This window comes from Bacillus manliponensis, assembly GCF_000712595.1.
Classification (GTDB): domain Bacteria; phylum Bacillota; class Bacilli; order Bacillales; family Bacillaceae_G; genus Bacillus_A; species Bacillus_A manliponensis.
On the sequence record NZ_JOTN01000004.1, the window covers coordinates 202,051 to 219,077 of the forward strand.

General features: G+C 36.9%; 17 protein-coding genes and 2 other annotated features. Of the genes, 9 read left to right on the plus strand and 8 right to left on the minus strand.

The features are described 5' to 3' along the window. Window positions 1-48 precede the first annotated feature (48 nt). Complete coding sequence (locus tag BAMA_RS06980; protein WP_034637604.1) at window positions 49-606, minus strand: CotY/CotZ family spore coat protein; 558 nt, start codon at window positions 604-606, stop codon at window positions 49-51. 131 nt (window positions 607-737) lie between these two features. Here BAMA_RS06980 and BAMA_RS06985 point away from each other — a divergent pair, with 131 nt between their 5' ends. Both BAMA_RS06985 and BAMA_RS24435 read left to right on the plus strand, forming a co-directional pair. Next, window positions 738-1,097 carry a DUF1360 domain-containing protein gene (locus BAMA_RS06985; protein ID WP_034637860.1) on the plus strand — a complete coding sequence of 120 codons (360 nt, stop codon included), beginning with the start codon at window positions 738-740 and terminating at the stop codon, window positions 1,095-1,097. A 211-nt stretch (window positions 1,098-1,308) separates the two neighbouring features. Next, entirely contained in the window at window positions 1,309-1,461 is a 153-nt protein-coding gene (locus tag BAMA_RS24435; protein ID WP_157405963.1) for a cytochrome C oxidase subunit III, read from the plus strand. 289 nt (window positions 1,462-1,750) lie between these two features. On the opposite strand, the gene BAMA_RS06995 is transcribed toward BAMA_RS24435, so the two are convergent. Together BAMA_RS06995 and BAMA_RS07000 are read right to left on the minus strand one after the other, a co-directional pair. Continuing rightward, window positions 1,751-2,218, minus strand: a complete 468-nt coding sequence (locus BAMA_RS06995; protein WP_034637607.1) for a CotY/CotZ family spore coat protein — start codon at window positions 2,216-2,218, stop codon at window positions 1,751-1,753. Between the two features lie 262 nt (window positions 2,219-2,480). Further along, window positions 2,481-4,547, minus strand: coding sequence for an ATP-dependent helicase (locus BAMA_RS07000; protein WP_034637609.1), 2,067 nt, complete (start codon window positions 4,545-4,547; stop codon window positions 2,481-2,483). A 180-nt stretch (window positions 4,548-4,727) separates the two neighbouring features. On the opposite strand from BAMA_RS07000, the gene BAMA_RS07005 reads away from it, so the two are divergent. Next, complete coding sequence (locus tag BAMA_RS07005) at window positions 4,728-5,867, plus strand: FIST signal transduction protein (RefSeq protein WP_034637612.1); 1,140 nt, start codon at window positions 4,728-4,730, stop codon at window positions 5,865-5,867. Between the two features lie 394 nt (window positions 5,868-6,261). Beyond that, window positions 6,262-6,861, plus strand: a complete 600-nt coding sequence (locus BAMA_RS25610) for a methyl-accepting chemotaxis protein (RefSeq protein ID WP_415782871.1) — start codon at window positions 6,262-6,264, stop codon at window positions 6,859-6,861. 81 nt (window positions 6,862-6,942) lie between these two features. On the opposite strand, the gene BAMA_RS07015 is transcribed toward BAMA_RS25610, so the two are convergent. The 3 genes from BAMA_RS07015 to BAMA_RS07025 all read right to left on the minus strand — a co-directional run bounded on the left by BAMA_RS07015 (window position 6,943) and on the right by BAMA_RS07025 (window position 8,706). Continuing rightward, complete coding sequence (locus tag BAMA_RS07015; RefSeq protein WP_034637617.1) at window positions 6,943-7,365, minus strand: GNAT family N-acetyltransferase; 423 nt, start codon at window positions 7,363-7,365, stop codon at window positions 6,943-6,945. Between the two features lies 1 nt (window position 7,366). Beyond that, window positions 7,367-7,885 (minus strand): YjcG family protein, encoded by a 519-nt coding sequence (locus BAMA_RS07020; RefSeq protein WP_034637619.1) that lies wholly within the window; start codon window positions 7,883-7,885, stop codon window positions 7,367-7,369. 89 nt (window positions 7,886-7,974) lie between these two features. Continuing rightward, a complete protein-coding gene (locus BAMA_RS07025; RefSeq protein WP_034637621.1) occupies window positions 7,975-8,706 on the minus strand; it encodes an alpha/beta hydrolase in 732 nt (243 codons plus the stop codon). Between the two features lie 381 nt (window positions 8,707-9,087). On the opposite strand from BAMA_RS07025, the gene BAMA_RS07030 reads away from it, so the two are divergent. Both BAMA_RS07030 and BAMA_RS07035 read left to right on the plus strand, forming a co-directional pair. Beyond that, window positions 9,088-9,885 (plus strand): CPBP family intramembrane glutamic endopeptidase, encoded by a 798-nt coding sequence (locus tag BAMA_RS07030; RefSeq protein ID WP_034637623.1) that lies wholly within the window; start codon window positions 9,088-9,090, stop codon window positions 9,883-9,885. Between the two features lie 85 nt (window positions 9,886-9,970). Further along, on the plus strand, window positions 9,971-10,879 hold the full coding sequence (locus tag BAMA_RS07035) for a DMT family transporter (RefSeq protein ID WP_034637625.1): 909 nt from the start codon (window positions 9,971-9,973) through the stop codon (window positions 10,877-10,879). Here the strand turns inward: BAMA_RS07035 and BAMA_RS07040 are convergent. Then, window positions 10,876-11,256 carry an Ig-like domain-containing protein gene (locus BAMA_RS07040; RefSeq protein WP_034637628.1) on the minus strand — a complete coding sequence of 127 codons (381 nt, stop codon included), beginning with the start codon at window positions 11,254-11,256 and terminating at the stop codon, window positions 10,876-10,878. The genes BAMA_RS07035 and BAMA_RS07040 overlap by 4 nt on opposite strands. A gap of 169 nt (window positions 11,257-11,425) precedes the next feature. Continuing rightward, window positions 11,426-12,841 (minus strand): sodium/proline symporter PutP, encoded by a 1,416-nt coding sequence (gene putP, locus BAMA_RS07045; protein ID WP_415782872.1) that lies wholly within the window; start codon window positions 12,839-12,841, stop codon window positions 11,426-11,428. Window positions 12,842-13,278: 437 nt separating this feature from the next. Continuing rightward, window positions 13,279-13,516, plus strand: a binding site (T-box leader). A gap of 40 nt (window positions 13,517-13,556) precedes the next feature. Next, window positions 13,557-13,795 (plus strand) — a binding site (T-box leader). Window positions 13,796-14,001: 206 nt separating this feature from the next. Between putP and trpE the strand changes: the two genes are divergently transcribed. From trpE to trpD, 3 genes are read left to right on the plus strand one after another with little or no spacing between them, the layout of a single operon-like run. Then, window positions 14,002-15,420, plus strand: coding sequence for an anthranilate synthase component I (gene trpE / locus BAMA_RS07050; protein ID WP_034637632.1), 1,419 nt, complete (start codon window positions 14,002-14,004; stop codon window positions 15,418-15,420). Then, complete coding sequence (locus BAMA_RS07055) at window positions 15,417-16,004, plus strand: anthranilate synthase component II (protein WP_034637634.1); 588 nt, start codon at window positions 15,417-15,419, stop codon at window positions 16,002-16,004. Before trpE ends, BAMA_RS07055 begins: the two co-directional genes overlap by 4 nt. Further along, window positions 16,001-17,026, plus strand: coding sequence for an anthranilate phosphoribosyltransferase (gene trpD / locus BAMA_RS07060; protein WP_034637636.1), 1,026 nt, complete (start codon window positions 16,001-16,003; stop codon window positions 17,024-17,026). The genes BAMA_RS07055 and trpD overlap by 4 nt, the downstream gene beginning before the upstream one ends. Window position 17,027: the final 1 nt, after the last annotated feature.

A 17,027-nucleotide genomic window follows, 5' to 3' on the forward strand; every position in this document is an offset into this window, starting at 1 on the left:
GGTGGTAGACGAATCTACCACCTTAATAGTTTTTTGTATTTACAATTATTATACTCCACGAACGTGAGCGTCGCGTAAGCATTGGATCGAGCTGTAGTAACTTAAGTCTACTGTGATACAGAATTGAGAAGCTTTTAAAGGAATTTGTAGCACTGAAGCACCATCAGCTCTTGTGATACCATTTGAATATTGGCAGACTAATAATCTAGATACTACATCAATTACATTCGCTGTACCTAGAACAGGGTTTACACTAGCTGCTAGTAATTCGATGTCTTCAGGAGTTAAACAAGAGACATCAGGTATTAACGAGCGTAATACCGCGCAGCAGTCATCTGCACTTTCAACACGTAGTAATGGTGACGGAAGAGGAACACTTAGGCCTGGTACAGAGTAGCAGCTGGCAGGGACAAATAAGTCACCGCTTTTATCAAATACTACAAATGGACGAGTATTTGCAAATGGTGTATTGCAGTTTCCGCCGAGGAATGGCGTGTCACAACCAGTTAAACAATTGTCCGTAATAGAATCTTGTAGTTCATTAATGAACCTCACAACTTCACATACGCAATTGGACGATGAGTGGCCGTTATCATTACAAGTCATCGATTTCACTCCTTATCATTAAGTTTGATTTACATTAGTAGGATATTACAGAGGAGATAAATCGGTTACTGCTCTTAAGCTTTTTTTTACAAATAGGCAAGAATGGATGTAAAGGAGAGATGGGTGGAAGAATGCTAATCAATAGCTGGTTATTATTTGTTGTGTTTGCTTGTGCAACGTTTCGGTTAACACGTCTTATTGTTTATGATAAAATTACATCCTTTTTACGTGCACCATTTATTGAAGAATTACAAATTACCGAGCCAGATGGCACAGTATCCACATACACAAAAGCAAAAGGGCGTGGGTTACAAAAGTGGATCGGTGAATTGTTGAGTTGCTATTGGTGTACAGGTGTATGGATAAGTGCATTTTTACTTCTTTTATATTACTGGATCCCTCGAATTGCAGAGCCATTTATATATATATTAGCTATTGCTGGTGTTGCAGCAATAATTGAGACGATTTTAAGCCGGTTTATAGAAGAATGAAGGTGAAGCTTCCATAGTGCTTTTTCATCCTCCTTTTAAGGGTAGCTGCATTCCTCGGTGCTCTACGGGCATTTAGTTTGTATAGTCCCTTCCTTTTTTAGAGTATTGGAAATGATTTTTTCTGCATATAGGTAATAAAATAGGGGAACAGGGCAGAAGGGTTGTTCATATACTAAATTGGTTGAGATTGTATAGTAGAGGAGATGTTTATATGAAACGCCAGTATCAAAATTTACAGTCGGCTCAACAATGGAATCAATATCAAGCGCAACAGCAAAACTTACAACAGCAAGGATATGTAAAGAAGAAGGGTTGCAATTGCGGTGGTAAGAAGAATAATTCAAATCAAAAGAAACAAAGATAGAAAAAGGAGACTGTTCATAGTTCGGTACAGAATCTCTATAAAGTGAAACTTCAATCAGCGGGGGTCTCCATCCCCAACTGATTGTTAGCCCGCAAATAGCGGGATAAAGTACGTGATGTAATAACAGAATTTGTAGAAATATAGAAAATGGTTTCGGTGCTATGCCGAAACCATTTTTTAAAGTTCATTGATAACATTACAACATTGAGGACAACTACCCATTTCAGAAATGTGGTAGTGAAGAAATTTCAAATAGACTATTACGAGTATTTTTTCGGAAAAAGTAGATTTAATAATTAGCAACATATGTGTCCCGTAAACATTGAATGCCAGAAAAAGAATTTAAATCAACAATGACGCAAGAAGAGGTAGAGTGTAATGCTGTATGCGGTAAACTTAAATACGTATTAATAGGATTGGCATCGGAAGGTTCACCGTCTACATATACAGTTAATGCACGTAATACAGCATAACAGTCATTATCAATGCTTTCTACTCGGAAGATTGGTGATAAGCAGTTTGTCATATTTGATGAAGGAACATATGCTTCAAATGGCTTTCCGGATTTTGTATATAAAATAAAAGGGCGTGTATTTGCTGCGTTCGCTTCATAATGTGCACCTAAGAATGGAACATCACAGCCGGCTTGGCATGTAGCAGATGCAGACTCTTGCAGTTCATGTATAAAGCGAACAACACTACATACACAGTGAAAATTTAAATGCGGATGATTTTCGTCGTTGAAATGTTCATTCATTGTATTCACCCCTTATTCCACGTTCTTATATACTCTTAGAATATGAATATATTAGGGGGGATATTACGCTATTCAAATAGGAGTAAGCCTTCTTTTGCTATTCGCTTTAGATGGTTTTAACTGGAAACGACGTGATTAATTTTGGGATAGATCATTTGATTCCCACATTAACATGGAGTAAGAAGAGGAATAGGTAAAATTAACACTCAGTAGGGATGAAGAAAAGCCCCACTGAGTGAAGTTTCACTTTATTTTTCCACAACTACAGCTTCACTTTAGATGTTTTTACATCATTTCTTGTTAAAAATAAAAACCTAGAGACATCTAATTTCTTCCCGCGGAAAAATTGTGGTGATGAAATGTATAATTCTTCTTTCGCACGAGTAATCGCAACGTATAGAAGTCTTCGTTCTTCTTCTAATGCCTCTAATGAGTCCGTAACACGATCTTTCGCTTCTTGTAAGGCAGAAGAGTGCGGAAGTATCCCATCGCTTGCGCCAAGAAGGCAGACACATGGAAACTCAAGTCCTTTTGCGTTATGAATCGACATGAGTGAGATTGCATCTTGCTGCTTGTTTGTTTTTAATGCTTCCATTTCCTTTTGGTTTTGCACAGCTGCTGTGACAAATTCTAAATATGCTGGAATACTTGTGAAACGGGTCGCAGATTCGATAAGCTCTTCTAACATCTCTTCTTGTATTTCTTTTTGCATTGTAAAGGATGAGCGTTCATTACTTTGTAAGTACTCGATATATTTACCCTTTCCTTTAATAATCTCTTTTAGCGCTTTTTTCGGTTCAAGCTCTCTCAAAAATTTTAGGAAATCGATACATTCATTTACTTTTTTCACTTGAAACGGTTTTAAGTGTGGATTTAGTAATAAGAAATGAAGTAAAGAAGGGAAACGTCCTTCACCATATTTCCATTGCTCTCGTTCAATGAAAGAAATACATGCATCACGGCCAATATACATCGTTGGTAAAATGCTAGACAATGCTTCTAAGTTAAATGGTTCTACGATGAGTTTTAAATGGTCAAGTACAGGTCTAATAAGAGAATGTTCATAGAAAGACTGACTTGCCCCGTATTTAATAAACGGTACTTCATGAATTGTGAGTTGATCAAGTAGTGAACGACTCACGGCATGAGTACGGTAGAGTAAACAAAAATCACGGTACTTTCGCTCTCCGCTTTCAACTTTTTGTTGAATAAGTTCTAAAATATGATTTGCCTCTTCGAGTGTTGTATCAGGTCTTATATAAAAAGGTTTCACGCCTTCTTCGCGCACTGTATATAATTCTTTTTCGAATCGCTCTCGGTTTAATTTAATGACTTCATTACCAAGTCCAACGATATATGGATTTGAGCGATAATTTGTGTCGAGTGAAATAATCGTTGTATTCTCAAATTCTTTTGGGAATGAAAGAATAATTTGATGACTTGCCCCGCGCCATCCGTAGATTGCTTGATCATCATCACCAGCGATGAATAAATTATTTCGCGGCGTCGCTAATAGTTTGACAATTTCATACTGTGCATACGACGTATCTTGAAACTCATCAACTTCGATGTAATGAAATCGATTTTGTAACTGCAATAGCAATGGTGCGTTATTTTCTAGCATGTAAAACGTTTCTAATAAAATGTCATCAAAATCGATATAGTTATTTTGTTGTTTTACTTCTTCGTAACGTGTATATACTTCTTGAAATTCACGTTCAACAGGCGTTTTCGCTTTTACATCTTTGGGGCGATTCAGTTTGTTTTTTTCAAGAGAAATCATTGCTAGTATTGTTTCTGCATCATAGTCATCTTTTAATCGTAATTCTTTTAAAATTTTCTTGATGATGACTTGTTTATGTTTTTCGTTTGATAAAATTTGTTGATTATATCCTTGGCTACGAAGCAATTTTAAGAAAACAGAGTGAAACGTACCGGCAACGACATATTGACTTGCAGTAGCTGTCATACCAGGTAACGTTGCAACGCGGCTTCTTATTTCTTCTGCTGCTTTTTGAGTGAAAGTTAATAGTAAAATATTGCGCGGGTGAACACCTTTTACATTCACTAAATAGCCAACACGTGTCGTTAAAACAGATGTTTTTCCACTTCCAGCACCAGCTAGTGTAAGAACGGGACCTTCTGTTTGGCGAACGGCTTGTACTTGCTTTTCATTTAAATAAATTCCTCTTTCTTCAAGCGCACGAAAATAAAGGGCGTCCGAATCATGCTCTTGAATGAGATCTGTAGATGTTTTTGGAATATGATAAGTCGCACGTGGCGTACTAGAATGAGTTAATGATTGTTGTGAAAATGTCTTTTTCGTCATACCTTCACCTTCAATTATTGGGATCAAAATATAACTTTATCGGAAGAAAAGAGAAAAGGCAATGGAAATGAAATATTTGTGAGAGTAAAGCGTAATAATAGTTTATTTAATCTCTATAATAGAATATTATGTAAAAAAGGAAGTTTTTACATTTTAGAGAGAAAAGAGATGAGGGAAGATATGTCGAAAATCACTTCATTACATGCAAATCACAATACTTCGTTAGAAGCTTTTTCATCCATTCGTAATCAATTAAATAAGAAGCCTGCATTCATTTTGTTTTTTTCGAGTACAAAATATGATTTCGCTCAGTTAACGGCGTTATTTCATGAAGAATATAAAGATAGTGAAATTGTTGGTGTTTCAACAACAGGAGAGATTCATGCGAAAGGATTCGCTAATAACAGCTTATCTGTCATGGCATTTTATGAAGGTACATGTAAAGCAAAAGCGGTACTAATGGACGATATTGTAAAATACCCAATCTTTTCGAGGAAAAAGCTAATAGAAGCAGCAAACAGTATTGGTATTAACCGTAATGGAAAGCCAGCAAGAGGATCGGAGCTTGCCCTTGTCTTCCCAAATGGTCTAGTTATGGGAGAAGAGAAGATGTTATCGGTTGTGAATTCTATTTTTACATATGACGAATTCCCTGTTATCGGTGGTACAGCTGGCGATGATGGAAAGTTTGAACAAACATTTGTATCTTGTAATGGGGTTGTTTCTTCACAAGGCGGTGCTGTCGTTTTTCTAAAGACAGATTTACATATCGCTATTCAGAAGGAAAATATTTTTTCTTCCACAGGGAAAAAGATGAAAATTACGAAGGCTGATATGGAGAAGCGTATTATACATGAAATGAATGGTAGAACGGCTAGTAGTGAATATGCGCGCCTCCTTGGAGTGTCGCCTGCGAATTTATCAAACTATTTTATGAAAAATCCGATTGGTCGTAGAATTCATAACGATATTTGGATTGCTTCTCCATTTCAAGTAATGTCAGATGGCTCTATTCAGTTTTACTGCCAAGTATTTCAGGACGAAACAGTTGAGTTATTACAAGTAGAATCAGCAGTAGATAAATTGCAGGAGAGTATTCATAAGTTAGAAGAAGAGATGGTGCAAATAGAAGGTGTACTGGCGATGAACTGTATTTTACGTAAGTTACAGTTTGAATTGGAAGGCAGTATTCCACTTTTAAATACACATTTAAGTAAAGTGCCGAATTTGTCTGGATTTTCTAGTTACGGGGAACAACTTGGAAAACAGCAGTTAAATCAAACGTTAGTAATGCTAGCCTTTGGAAAGAGGAGGGGATAATATGCTGGGATTACAACTATTTAAAAAGAAACTGAATGACGAAAGTAAACAACAAGTAATAGAAGAGGCAGAGCGGTTAACGAAAGAAGAAATGGATCAAATTATAGGTGGAATGGAAGAACTCGTTACATTATTAAAAGGAGTAAGCCATAAAAACTCTTTTAAAGATAGTGAAATGATGGAATATGCATCTCATATGAAAGATGATTTACAAGAACAAATACAAGTATTGCAGAAAACGACTGAAAATATTGACCAAATTGTACAATATACAGACAATGTTCAAGAGGTAACGAAAGAGATCACTCTTCAAAATAAACAAAATATTAAGACTGTAGAAGAGGGACAGAGCAGTGTTGGAAAACTAGTTAAGCAAATGCAGCATACGAATGAGATGTTTCATCAGTTAGAACCAACAATTGTGCAGCTAAATGCAGATGCTAAAGAAATTTCATCCTTTACATATACGATGGAAGAAATTGCTGAGCAGACAAATTTATTGGCGCTGAATGCTTCTATTGAAGCGGCTAGAGCAGGAGAGTTTGGAAAAGGATTTGCTGTTGTAGCAGATGAAGTGCGAAAACTGGCTGATCAAAGTAAACAGGCGCTAGGAGAAATTCATCAAAAAGTAAAACGTATTGATGAAACCGTACATACATTATCAGGTGATATGAAGCACCGCGTAGAAGATTTAAATCAAGCAATTATCCTTACAAGTACAGCGAGTCATATATTTAATGAAATTTCAAAGTGTGAAAAACAATTAACTAAGCAAATTCAATATATTGAAGAGAAAACAGCGCTTACTCATGAAGAGGTGAGAGCATTTTCTACTGTATTGCAGGAAGTTTCTACTCAATTTATCGCGCAAGATAAACAAATTGAGAACTTACATCGTTTTGCAGAAGAGAAATTTATATTTTCAACAGAAATTTTTTCTTATATTTCACAAATTACTAGCTTAGTAGGAGCGTTAAAACAGCAAAAGTTATAAAGTGAAAATGCAATTAATATTTTTATCCGCCATTAATTGTGAGTTGAACCAATATAAAAAAGCGCCTTCATTGGCGCTTTTTTATATGGATTTTACCATAACAACATGAGGAATATCCGCTTCCATAAATACATCGGAAACTGTTTCATACCCAAGCTTATGATAAAAATTTTCAGCGTGCGTTTGTGCATGTAGCTTTAGTTTTGAAAGAGAATGCTCTTTCGCGACACTTTCTAAAGCATCCATAATTAGTTTCCCAGCGCCTTTTTTGCGGTGAGAAGTTAATACACAAATGCGTTCCATCTTACCAATGCCTTGGGCAATACGAAAGCGACCGGCCCCAACAGGAATGTCTTGATCGTATAATACGACATGCTGGGCATCTTTTTCATATTGATCATATTCTTCTTCAGCCGATACATGTTGCTCGTCTACAAATACTTGTTTTCGAACGAAAAAAGCATCGTTTAGTTGTGTTTCATTTTGTACGACTTCAGTGTGCAAGTTATTGTTGCCCCTTTCCTAAATGGAACGTTTCGTATACTGTCCATGTTTCATTCTCTAATTGGTACAGTAAATGGAAACGATCAATCGGTTGCTCATAATAAAAATCTTTCATACGTAAGCGCCCTAATACGTCAGCGTGCTCTGCATCTGACAGCTTTTGTCCAATTGTAAGATGCGGAACGAAAGCGTACTCACGCTCCTGTGTGAAAATACCTTTATGCATTTCTTCATTCAAAAATGTAAGTTCAGGTGTTTTTTCTACTTTAAAATATAGCACATTATTTACAGGTGCAAATGAACTTACTTTTCCAACGTGCAATGTAAAGCCGTTTGTTTTACTTGCAATGGTATGTAGTTCCTGCACAATCGTTTCCAATTTTTCTTCTGGCGCTTCAAATGGTGTCTTTAATGTAATATGCGGGGGAACTAACGCATAGTGCGGATCATAACGCTTGCGCAGTCCGTTTGCTTTATCTTGAATCATTTTTGATGGAAAAATTACAATACCTAGTTTCATGTCTCAATTCCTCCCTTTGTGAACGTGAATACATGTATGAAACAAGTTTCCCATTACATTATATCAGATGATTCAGAAAACTTCTTTATTTATTTCATAGATAACATCGTTTGGAAGGCATGTGGTACATTTTTTTGCCAATATTTCCACGTATGGTCTCCTTCAAACTCCTCATAGTAACAAGAATAGCCTTTCTCATTTAAAAGTGCATGTAGTTCACGGTTTGGCGTAACAAAATCAGAAATGTTGCCATCTGTTGTTTTTACAGCTGTTTCTTCTGTGCCGATAATATGATATAAATCAAGTGTTTCTGGTTGTTTAAATGAACGTACTTTTTCTAATACATCCTCGTTTACAAACGGTGACTGCATAATGACTTTGCCGAATGTATGCGGATACATAAGTGCTGCCATAAGGGAGACAGTTCCACCTAACGAATCTCCAATTAATACACGACCTTTACCCATTTGATATGTTGGGTATTGTTCATCTAAGTAAGAAACGAGCTCATGAGATAGGAAGCGAATGTATGCTGCATTTTGTGAGCCATTTGGATGATATTTTTCTTTACGATCTGCTGGATTTTTATATGGAATACCAACGATAATGGTACGATCGATTTCTTCCGTCTCACGTAACTGTTCAACTACGCGGTGCGCTTTTCCAAATTGTATATAGTCTTTTCCGTCTTGAGCGATAACAACCGTATGCTTATGAAGCGGTGTGAAATTTGCTGGTAAATAAACAAGAAGCTGAACATCTTCTTGCAGCGCTGTACTATAAAATGAAATCTCCTCTAATTTCCCCATTGTTTGTTTCATCTCTGCCATCTCTCCTATAATAAAAAATTACTACAATTGTATCTTACCATAAGAATGTGAAGAATCTAAAAAATTAGTATTTCGGAGGGGATGGAAAATGGATATAATGAGGTGGGGAAAGAGCGAAAAAGTTTAAAACCTCGTTTTTGCGGTTGTAGAGAGGAGCTGCCATGCGTAGTAATGGTTGGTGCCCTTTTGTGCCACCACTCGTGTTTGAAACACAGGTAGGTAGTGAGAGAAGAGCATGTATTGTCTGAGAGGCATGGGTGTTACTAGAAAAGTATAATATAGAATGTATGGAGAGAGAGAAGCTTGTTTTGTATAAGAGACATGAAGGCTTGTGTGAAACAATTGAGAACGACTCTTTCAAAGGGGGGAGTTATGGATAATACCTTAACTAGAAATATAGCTTCTTTATTTTTATTTGTGACACTTATCATTTTGATACAATTAAGCAATTATCTGTTTATTCTTATATGGGTAGCTGTTGCTATTTTTCTTTTTGTTATTTTTGATAAAAGTATGAAATTGTTTGTCGTCACAAATGTTTTATTTGGCATTGGATTTTTCGTGTATCTGTATGTCTCTTCTAATTGGATTATACAAATTCAATTAGAGGAATTACGTTTATTTTTCAATCGGGCATCGCTAGTTTTTATTTTGATTCCCTTGTTCATTTTCTCTTTTGCTTTTAAGCTTCCGTGTATTACATATTGGAAAAAGCCGAAGTGGAACGAATTTATTTATTTTCCGTTCATTTGGTCGGGTTTTCACCGAATAAGTGTTAAGGCTTTTCTGTTAATCGCATTAGTAGTTAACATTGTTATCTTTATGCCATTTATCATTCGAAATACCCCTTCTTTTTTTGAAGAAATATGGTTATTAGCTATTATATTTTCAATTACAAATGCTGTATTTGAAGAACTGATTTGGAGAGGTAGCCTTTTGAGCCGATTTTCAGAACAGTTAGGTGAAAAATGGGCAGTTGTGATAACGAGCTTAGGCTTTGGATTACAGCATTATTCACTCGGTTTTCCATGGGGGATGTGCATTGCTTTTGCTATCGGAGGAATATTTTACGGAGCGATTACTGTTCAATCTAGAAGTATTGTTCCTGCAATCATTTGGCATACTGCATTAAACATTCTTATGGCTTTTAGCGGTCTTATTCTGAAATAATACAAAGTATTTATACATTTTGATGTAACAAAGTAAATTTGTTTACGATAAATATAATTATGATAGCACCAGGAGGTAGAAACATTTGAAACAGGAAAGATCGATTGCGTTGCCGTTAGCGATTTCTATTATTGCCATTTCGTTTGCTGCTATTTTCGTTAAATTATCATCAGCACCGTCATCTATTTTAAGTATGTACCGTTTATGGATTGCGGTTCTTTTATTGCTTCCGGTCGCTTGGATGAAGCGGGAGGAATTTAAGTGGATTGAGAGGAAAGATTGGTTGTTTTTAGCTGGATCTGGATTCTTTTTAGCGCTTCATTTTCTTCTTTGGTTTGCATCATTAAAGTTCACAACTGTAGCAAGTTCTACAATGATTTTAGCACTTCAGCCAATTATTTCGTTAATTGGTGGTTTTTTTCTGTTTAAAGAAAGAACAACGGTTACTGCTATATTAACAATGGGGGTTGCGATTTTTGGAGTAGCCTTTATTGCTTGGGGAGATATCGGCTTAAGTGAGCAAGCGCTCTTTGGAGATATTTTGTCCTTTTTCAGTGTGATTGCAGTTGTTGGCTATTTATTCATTGGACAGACGACAGTGAAAAAGGTGTCACACTGGATTTATAGCTTTACGGTGTTTGCATTTGCAGCGTTATTTTTAACGGTGTATAACATCGCATTAAGTATTCCGTTTACCGGTTATTCTTCATGGGATTGGTCAATGTTTTTCTTACTTGCAACAGTGCCAACTTTATCAAATATGATTCATAATTGGCTATTAAATTATGTGAATGCGACAACAATCTCGATGAGTATTTTAGGAGAACCTGTTGGAGCGACGATTCTTGCTTTCTTCTTATTAGGAGAAACATTAAATATGATGCAAGTAATTGGAAGCATGCTCGTACTTCTTGGAGTATCAATTTTCTTAATGCAACAGCAAAAAGGAATGGGAAAGGCGCTGCATACGCAAAAAACGGAACATTATAGTTAATCACGCTTTGTCATATAAGGTTGGACGTGAACGATACATAAATCACGGAAACCGTTATCTGCTGTTGTAGCGATAAGTACTGCTTGCCCTGCTTGTTTACCAGTTACAGTTGCGGTATTTCCTTGAACTTTCATAGAAGCGATATGAGGGTGCATGTTCTTCCAAGTGATTTTTGTGTTTGTGGCGTGCAAAGGGAGAACGGCAGCACTAACGCTTACTGTATGACCAATTTTTACTTTTAACTTTTCTAAATTCACGTATATACCTATAACAGGTGTAACAGAAGAGGGCAGGGAGCTATGATAGTTAGGAGTCTTATATATTTTTGCATAGGAAGTAGCTATGCGAGAAGAAAGCTTGGATTGTAAAGGTGTCATCGTATTGTTCTCTCCTTTCTATTTCGTTTCTTTAATTCCACTATATATACGTAGTGTTAGCGAGAATTTAACGAAATATAAAGAATTTGTTAAGTTTAGGAAAAAAATTGTCGAACAATAAAGAAAGCCGTAAGCACCTCCTAGGAGAAATTTACGGCTTTTTTTTTATTTACTGCGTTTGTTCAAATTCTTCAAATTGTTGCTGTACTTCTTTTGATGGTTTCGTTAATAAGCTTACAATGATAATTGCGATTAAGCTTGCTGCAAAACCAGGAATCATTTCGTATAAAAATCCTTTTAAATATGCAGATTGTGTCCAAAAAATAACTGTCGTTGCACCGACAATCATACCAGCTAGTGCGCCCCATTTCGTCATGCGCTTCCAGTATAAGCTAAGTAATATAACAGGACCGAATGAAGAACCGAAACCAGCCCATGCATAGCCAACAAGTGCTAAAATTGTATCGTTTTGTTTAAAGGCAAGAGCAATACCAATAAGTGCAACACCAAGTACGGCCATTCTTCCAACAAACACAAGCTCGCGGTCAGATGCGGAGCGCTTAAAGAATGTACGGTATAAATCTTCAGTTACAGCACTTGATGTAACAAGAAGCTGTGATGAAATAGTACTCATAATCGCTGCTAAAATTGCTGCTAACAGGAATCCTGTAATAAGTGGATGGAATAAAATTTCTCCAAGTTTTAAAAATACAGTTTCAGGATCTTTTAATGTCATACCTTCTTGTGAGAAGTACGCGATCCCAATCAGACCTGTAAACATAGCACCAATGATGGAGAAAATCATCCAGCTCATGCCGATGCGGCGAGCGCTTTTAATTTCTTTTACAGATGAAATTGCCATAAAGCGAACGATAATGTGAGGTTGTCCAACATAACCAAGACCCCAAGCGAATAAAGAAATAATGCCAAGTATAGAAGTTCCTTCAAAAATATCAAGTAGTTTTGGATCAATCGATTGAATTGTATCAAATGCAGACCCAAGCCCATTTACATTCATAATTGTAACAACAGGAACAAGAATAAGTGCGATAACCATAATAATGCCTTGTACAAAGTCTGTCCAACTTACTGCTAAGAAGCCGCCAAATAATGTATAGGCAACAACAACAGCAGCGACGATGAATAGACCTGTATGATAGTCCATTCCAAATGTAGTGCGGAATAAAACAGCACCTGATACGAGTCCGGAAGATACATAAAAAGTAAAGAAAATCATAATAACCAGCCCGGAAACAAGACGTAACAGATGAGATTTGTCATGAAAACGATGTTCTAAAAATTCAGGAATTGTAATAGAATTGTTTGCAAGTTCTGAGTAGGTACGTAAGCGAGGAGCGACATATAACCAGTTTGCGTAGGCGCCAAGAGTTAATCCAATGGCAATCCAACTGCTGCTCAGTCCAGTTGCAAACATTGCACCGGGTAATCCCATTAAAAGCCAGCCACTCATGTCAGAAGCTCCTGCACTTAATGCAGTAACTGCGGGACCTAATGTACGACCACCAAGCATATAATCTGTTAAGTTGGATGTTCGCTTGTAGGCAAAATAGCCAATTACGAGCATCCCGATCATGTAGATCGAAATGGAAATTAAAATTTGCGTATCCATTTGTAAATCCCCTTTCTAAGTCTTCTCTTTTGATGAATTGCATAAATATAATGTAACATGATAATTCTGAAAAATCTATATACAAATAAGAATTTTCAGAATTGTAAGCGTTTTTGAGGTGCTTTTTATTTTTGTGATATATCATAATCTATTTGTTTTTATGTGTTTTAAACTTATATTCCCTCTATTTCCAACTATAACCTGGAGAGTATATAGGAAATTAAAAAATAGATTTTCGTACTGCAGATACATAAAATGAATAGAGTATTTATTATATTTACATAAAAATAGGTTGTTTTGTCAATATAATATTGAATGTACAGAAAATTTTTTTTAGGAAAAAGGTATTGACTTTTAGAAAAATAAAATCATATAATGAGTTCAACTTAAAAAAGTGAGCGTTGATGAAGAAGAGTAAATATTGCGGATATTTCAGAGAGCTGATGGTTGGTGCGAATCAGTATGGATGTAATATTGAATGGGCTTCGGAGCTTCCAAACCGAAACGTAAGGAGTAGGCTTTGGCGAAAAGATCTCATCGTTACAAGAGACACGTATTATAATCGATACGGTAAAGTGCGTTACTTTTGTAACGAATTAAGGTGGCACCACGGGAGTTCCCGTCCTTTTTATAGGACAGGACTCCCTTTTTGTTTTGCAAAAAAGAATAGAGAAAATCGATGAGTAAGAAGAGTATGTATATAATAGGCGCTTCAGAGAGCTGGGATTAGGTGAGAGCCCAGTGCGATACGATATACAGAATGGGCTTACGAGAGGTATGCTGAACGAATAGTAGGTATACACGGGTTCCGCCGTTACAAGGATAGGGTATAATATTGTACCTGAACAAAGCGGGATGCTATGCATCCAATAAGAGGTGGTACCGCGGTAAAAATTTATCGTCCTCTGCATATTTAGATATGCAGAGGGCGTTTTTTATTTTATCCCGCATTAACGGGCTGTAATACTCCCACCTCGAAACTTGAGAGAAAGCGAAGAAGTTTAGGTCGGAGATTAACAGCCCGTAAAAGCCCGATTCGTTCAACTAACAATCAGCGGGGGATGAAGAAAACCCCCACTGATTGAAGTTTCACTTTATAGAGGAGCTGAGAAGATATGTTAACAAAAGAAGAGTTTCTAACGAGAAAAGAAAATGGAGAGACGTTTCTCATCGTGCAAGAAGAAGAAGGCGACAGCGTAACACCAATTACACTGTACCGGCGCATGAAAGGTGAGAAAAAGTTTTTATTAGAAAGTTCGCAGCTACATCACGATCAAGGGCGTTATTCCTATTTAGGATGTAATCCATATGGTGAAATAAAAAGTGACGGGAGAACTGTAGAAATAACGAAGGAAGGTGTTTCCGAAGTAAGAGAAGCACATGTTTTAAAAGTATTAGAAGGGATGTTAGTAACGAATAGGTTTGAAAGTTTATTCCCATTTTGCGGCGGTGCGGTTGGTTACATTGGTTATGATGTCATTCGTCAGTATGAGCACATCGGGGATGAGCTGGAGGATTCCTTACAAATCCCAGAAGTGCATTTGCTCCTTTATCGTCAATTTGTTGTATATGACCATGTAAAACAAAAAGTGTCGTTAGTATATGTGTATAAAAATACAGACTCTTTAACTTATGAAGAAATATATGAAGAGATGGAAGCTTACAAACGAGAGTTATTATATGACCGAGAAACATGCGAACAGGATCGTGTATTTTCTTTATCGTTCACATCTGTGACGACAGAAGAGGCATTTTGTGAAATGGTGGAGAAAGCGAAAGAACATATTCGAGCGGGAGACATTTTTCAAGTAGTATTATCGCAACGTTTGCAAAGTGAGTTTGTTGGAAATCCATTTCAATTATACAGGAAGCTTCGCACGGCAAATCCTTCCCCTTACATGTTTTATATTGATTTCGAGGAGTATGTTGTACTTGGTTCATCACCAGAAAGCTTAATTGCGGTAAGAGGGGATGAAGTGATGACAAATCCAATTGCCGGAACGAGAGCTAGGGGGAAAACGAGAGAAGAAGATGAACAAATTGCAAAAGAATTGCTTGCAAATGAAAAAGAGCGAGCAGAACATATGATGCTTGTTGATTTAGGACGAAACGATATTGGCAGGGTGAGTGAAGTAAGTTCTGTTGCTCTTCGAAAATATATGAAGGTAGAAAAATTTTCTCATGTGATGCACATTGTATCTGAAGTTTACGGAATATTAAGAGAAAATAAGAGTGGATTTGATGCATTAGCCCATTGCTTACCTGCTGGAACAGTATCAGGTGCTCCAAAAATTAGGGCGATGGGAATTATAAATGACCTTGAAACAGAGAAGAGAAATGTATACGGCGGTGCAGTTGGATATGTTTCTTTTTCAGGAGATATGGATATGGCACTAGCAATACGCACGATGGTTGTAAAAGATGGAACTGCATATGTGCAAGCGGGAGCGGGCGTTGTATATGACTCTGATCCAAAGGCAGAGTATGAAGAAACATTACACAAAGCGAAAGCACTTTTAGAGGTGATGAAATGATTGTTTTAATTGATAACTATGATTCATTCACATATAACTTGTATCAATTGCTAGCAGCTCATAAGGAGCAAATTGTTGTACTTCGTAATGATGAAGTAACAATTCAGCAATTAGAGGAAATGAAACCCAAAGCAATTGTCCTATCTCCAGGTCCTGGTAAACCAGAGGATGCAGGCATTTGTGTTGATGTTGTAAAACATTTTTATAATCGTGTTCCGATTCTTGGTGTTTGTCTTGGTCATCAAGCGATTGTTACAGCTTTTGGTGGGAAAGTTGTAAGAGCAGAAAAGGTAAAACACGGAAAAACATCGCTTATAAAACATAACGGTACAGCAATGTTTTCATACGCGAGGCAACCGCTTAGTGTGATGCGTTATCACTCGCTTGTAGCGGAAAGAAGTACGCTTCCAGCTTGTTTTGATGTACTCGCAACAGCGATGGATGACGGTGAAATTATGGCAGTCCGTCATAATTATTATCCGCTTTTTGGATTGCAATTTCATCCAGAATCGATTGCGACGGAAGAAGGCGCAAAATTAATCGAAGCATTTTTATCCGATGTGAAAGAGGGGGAACGTGTATGAATGAGTACATTCGTAAGTTGATAGAAGGCAAAGATTTAACGGAAATAGAAAGTTATAAAGCTGGTCTTAAGTTATTAGAGGATGATGTAAGAGAAAGTGAAATTGCAGCGTTTTTAACATTGTTAAAAGCAAAAGGAGAAAATGCAGATGAAATGTACGGTCTTGTGCGTGCTCTTCGTGAAAAAGCAATTCCATTTTCCAAGGAAGTTATAGGAGCGATGGATAACTGTGGTACAGGCGGGGATGGTGCACAAACGTTTAACGTAAGCACAACAGCAGCTTTCGTATTAGCAGGAGCTGGAGTGAAAGTTGCAAAGCATGGAAACCGTGCTGTTTCTAGTAAAACAGGAAGCGCAGATTTATTAGAGGAACTTGGCGTTAATATTACGTGCAGTGTCTCGCATATTGATAGCCTGCTTGAAAAGGTTGGAATTGCTTTCTTATTTGCACCAGCGATGCATCCTGCACTTAGCCGCATTATGAAAGTACGCAAAGAATTAAATGTACCAACAATCTTTAACTTAATTGGGCCATTAACAAATCCGGTTCAATTGGAGACGCAGTTTGTAGGGATTTATAAGCGTGATATGCTTCGCACTGTTGCAGAAGTACTGCAAAAGTTAGGGCGAAAACAAGCGGTTGTGGTCAATGGCAGTGGCTTTCTTGATGAAGCATCACTCCAAGGAGAAAATTACGCTGTCGTTTTAAAGCAAAATCAATTACAAGAAGTAGTTATTTCTCCTGAAGCATATGGCTTTTCAAAAGTTGATAATGAAAGTATTAAAGGTGGATCGGCAAAAGAAAATGCAGCGATAACGCTAAGCGTACTGCAAGGAGAACAAAGTGTATACCGTGATACGGTTCTATTGAATGCAGGGCTTGCCCTATTTGCAAATGGAAAAGCAGATACGATTGAAGAAGGGATAGAGTTTGCAACTGATAGCATTGATTCTGGGAAGGCGCTTCAGAAGTTACACTTACTTCTTAAGGAAAGTCATAAAAAGTTAGAAAGGGTGAATTAAG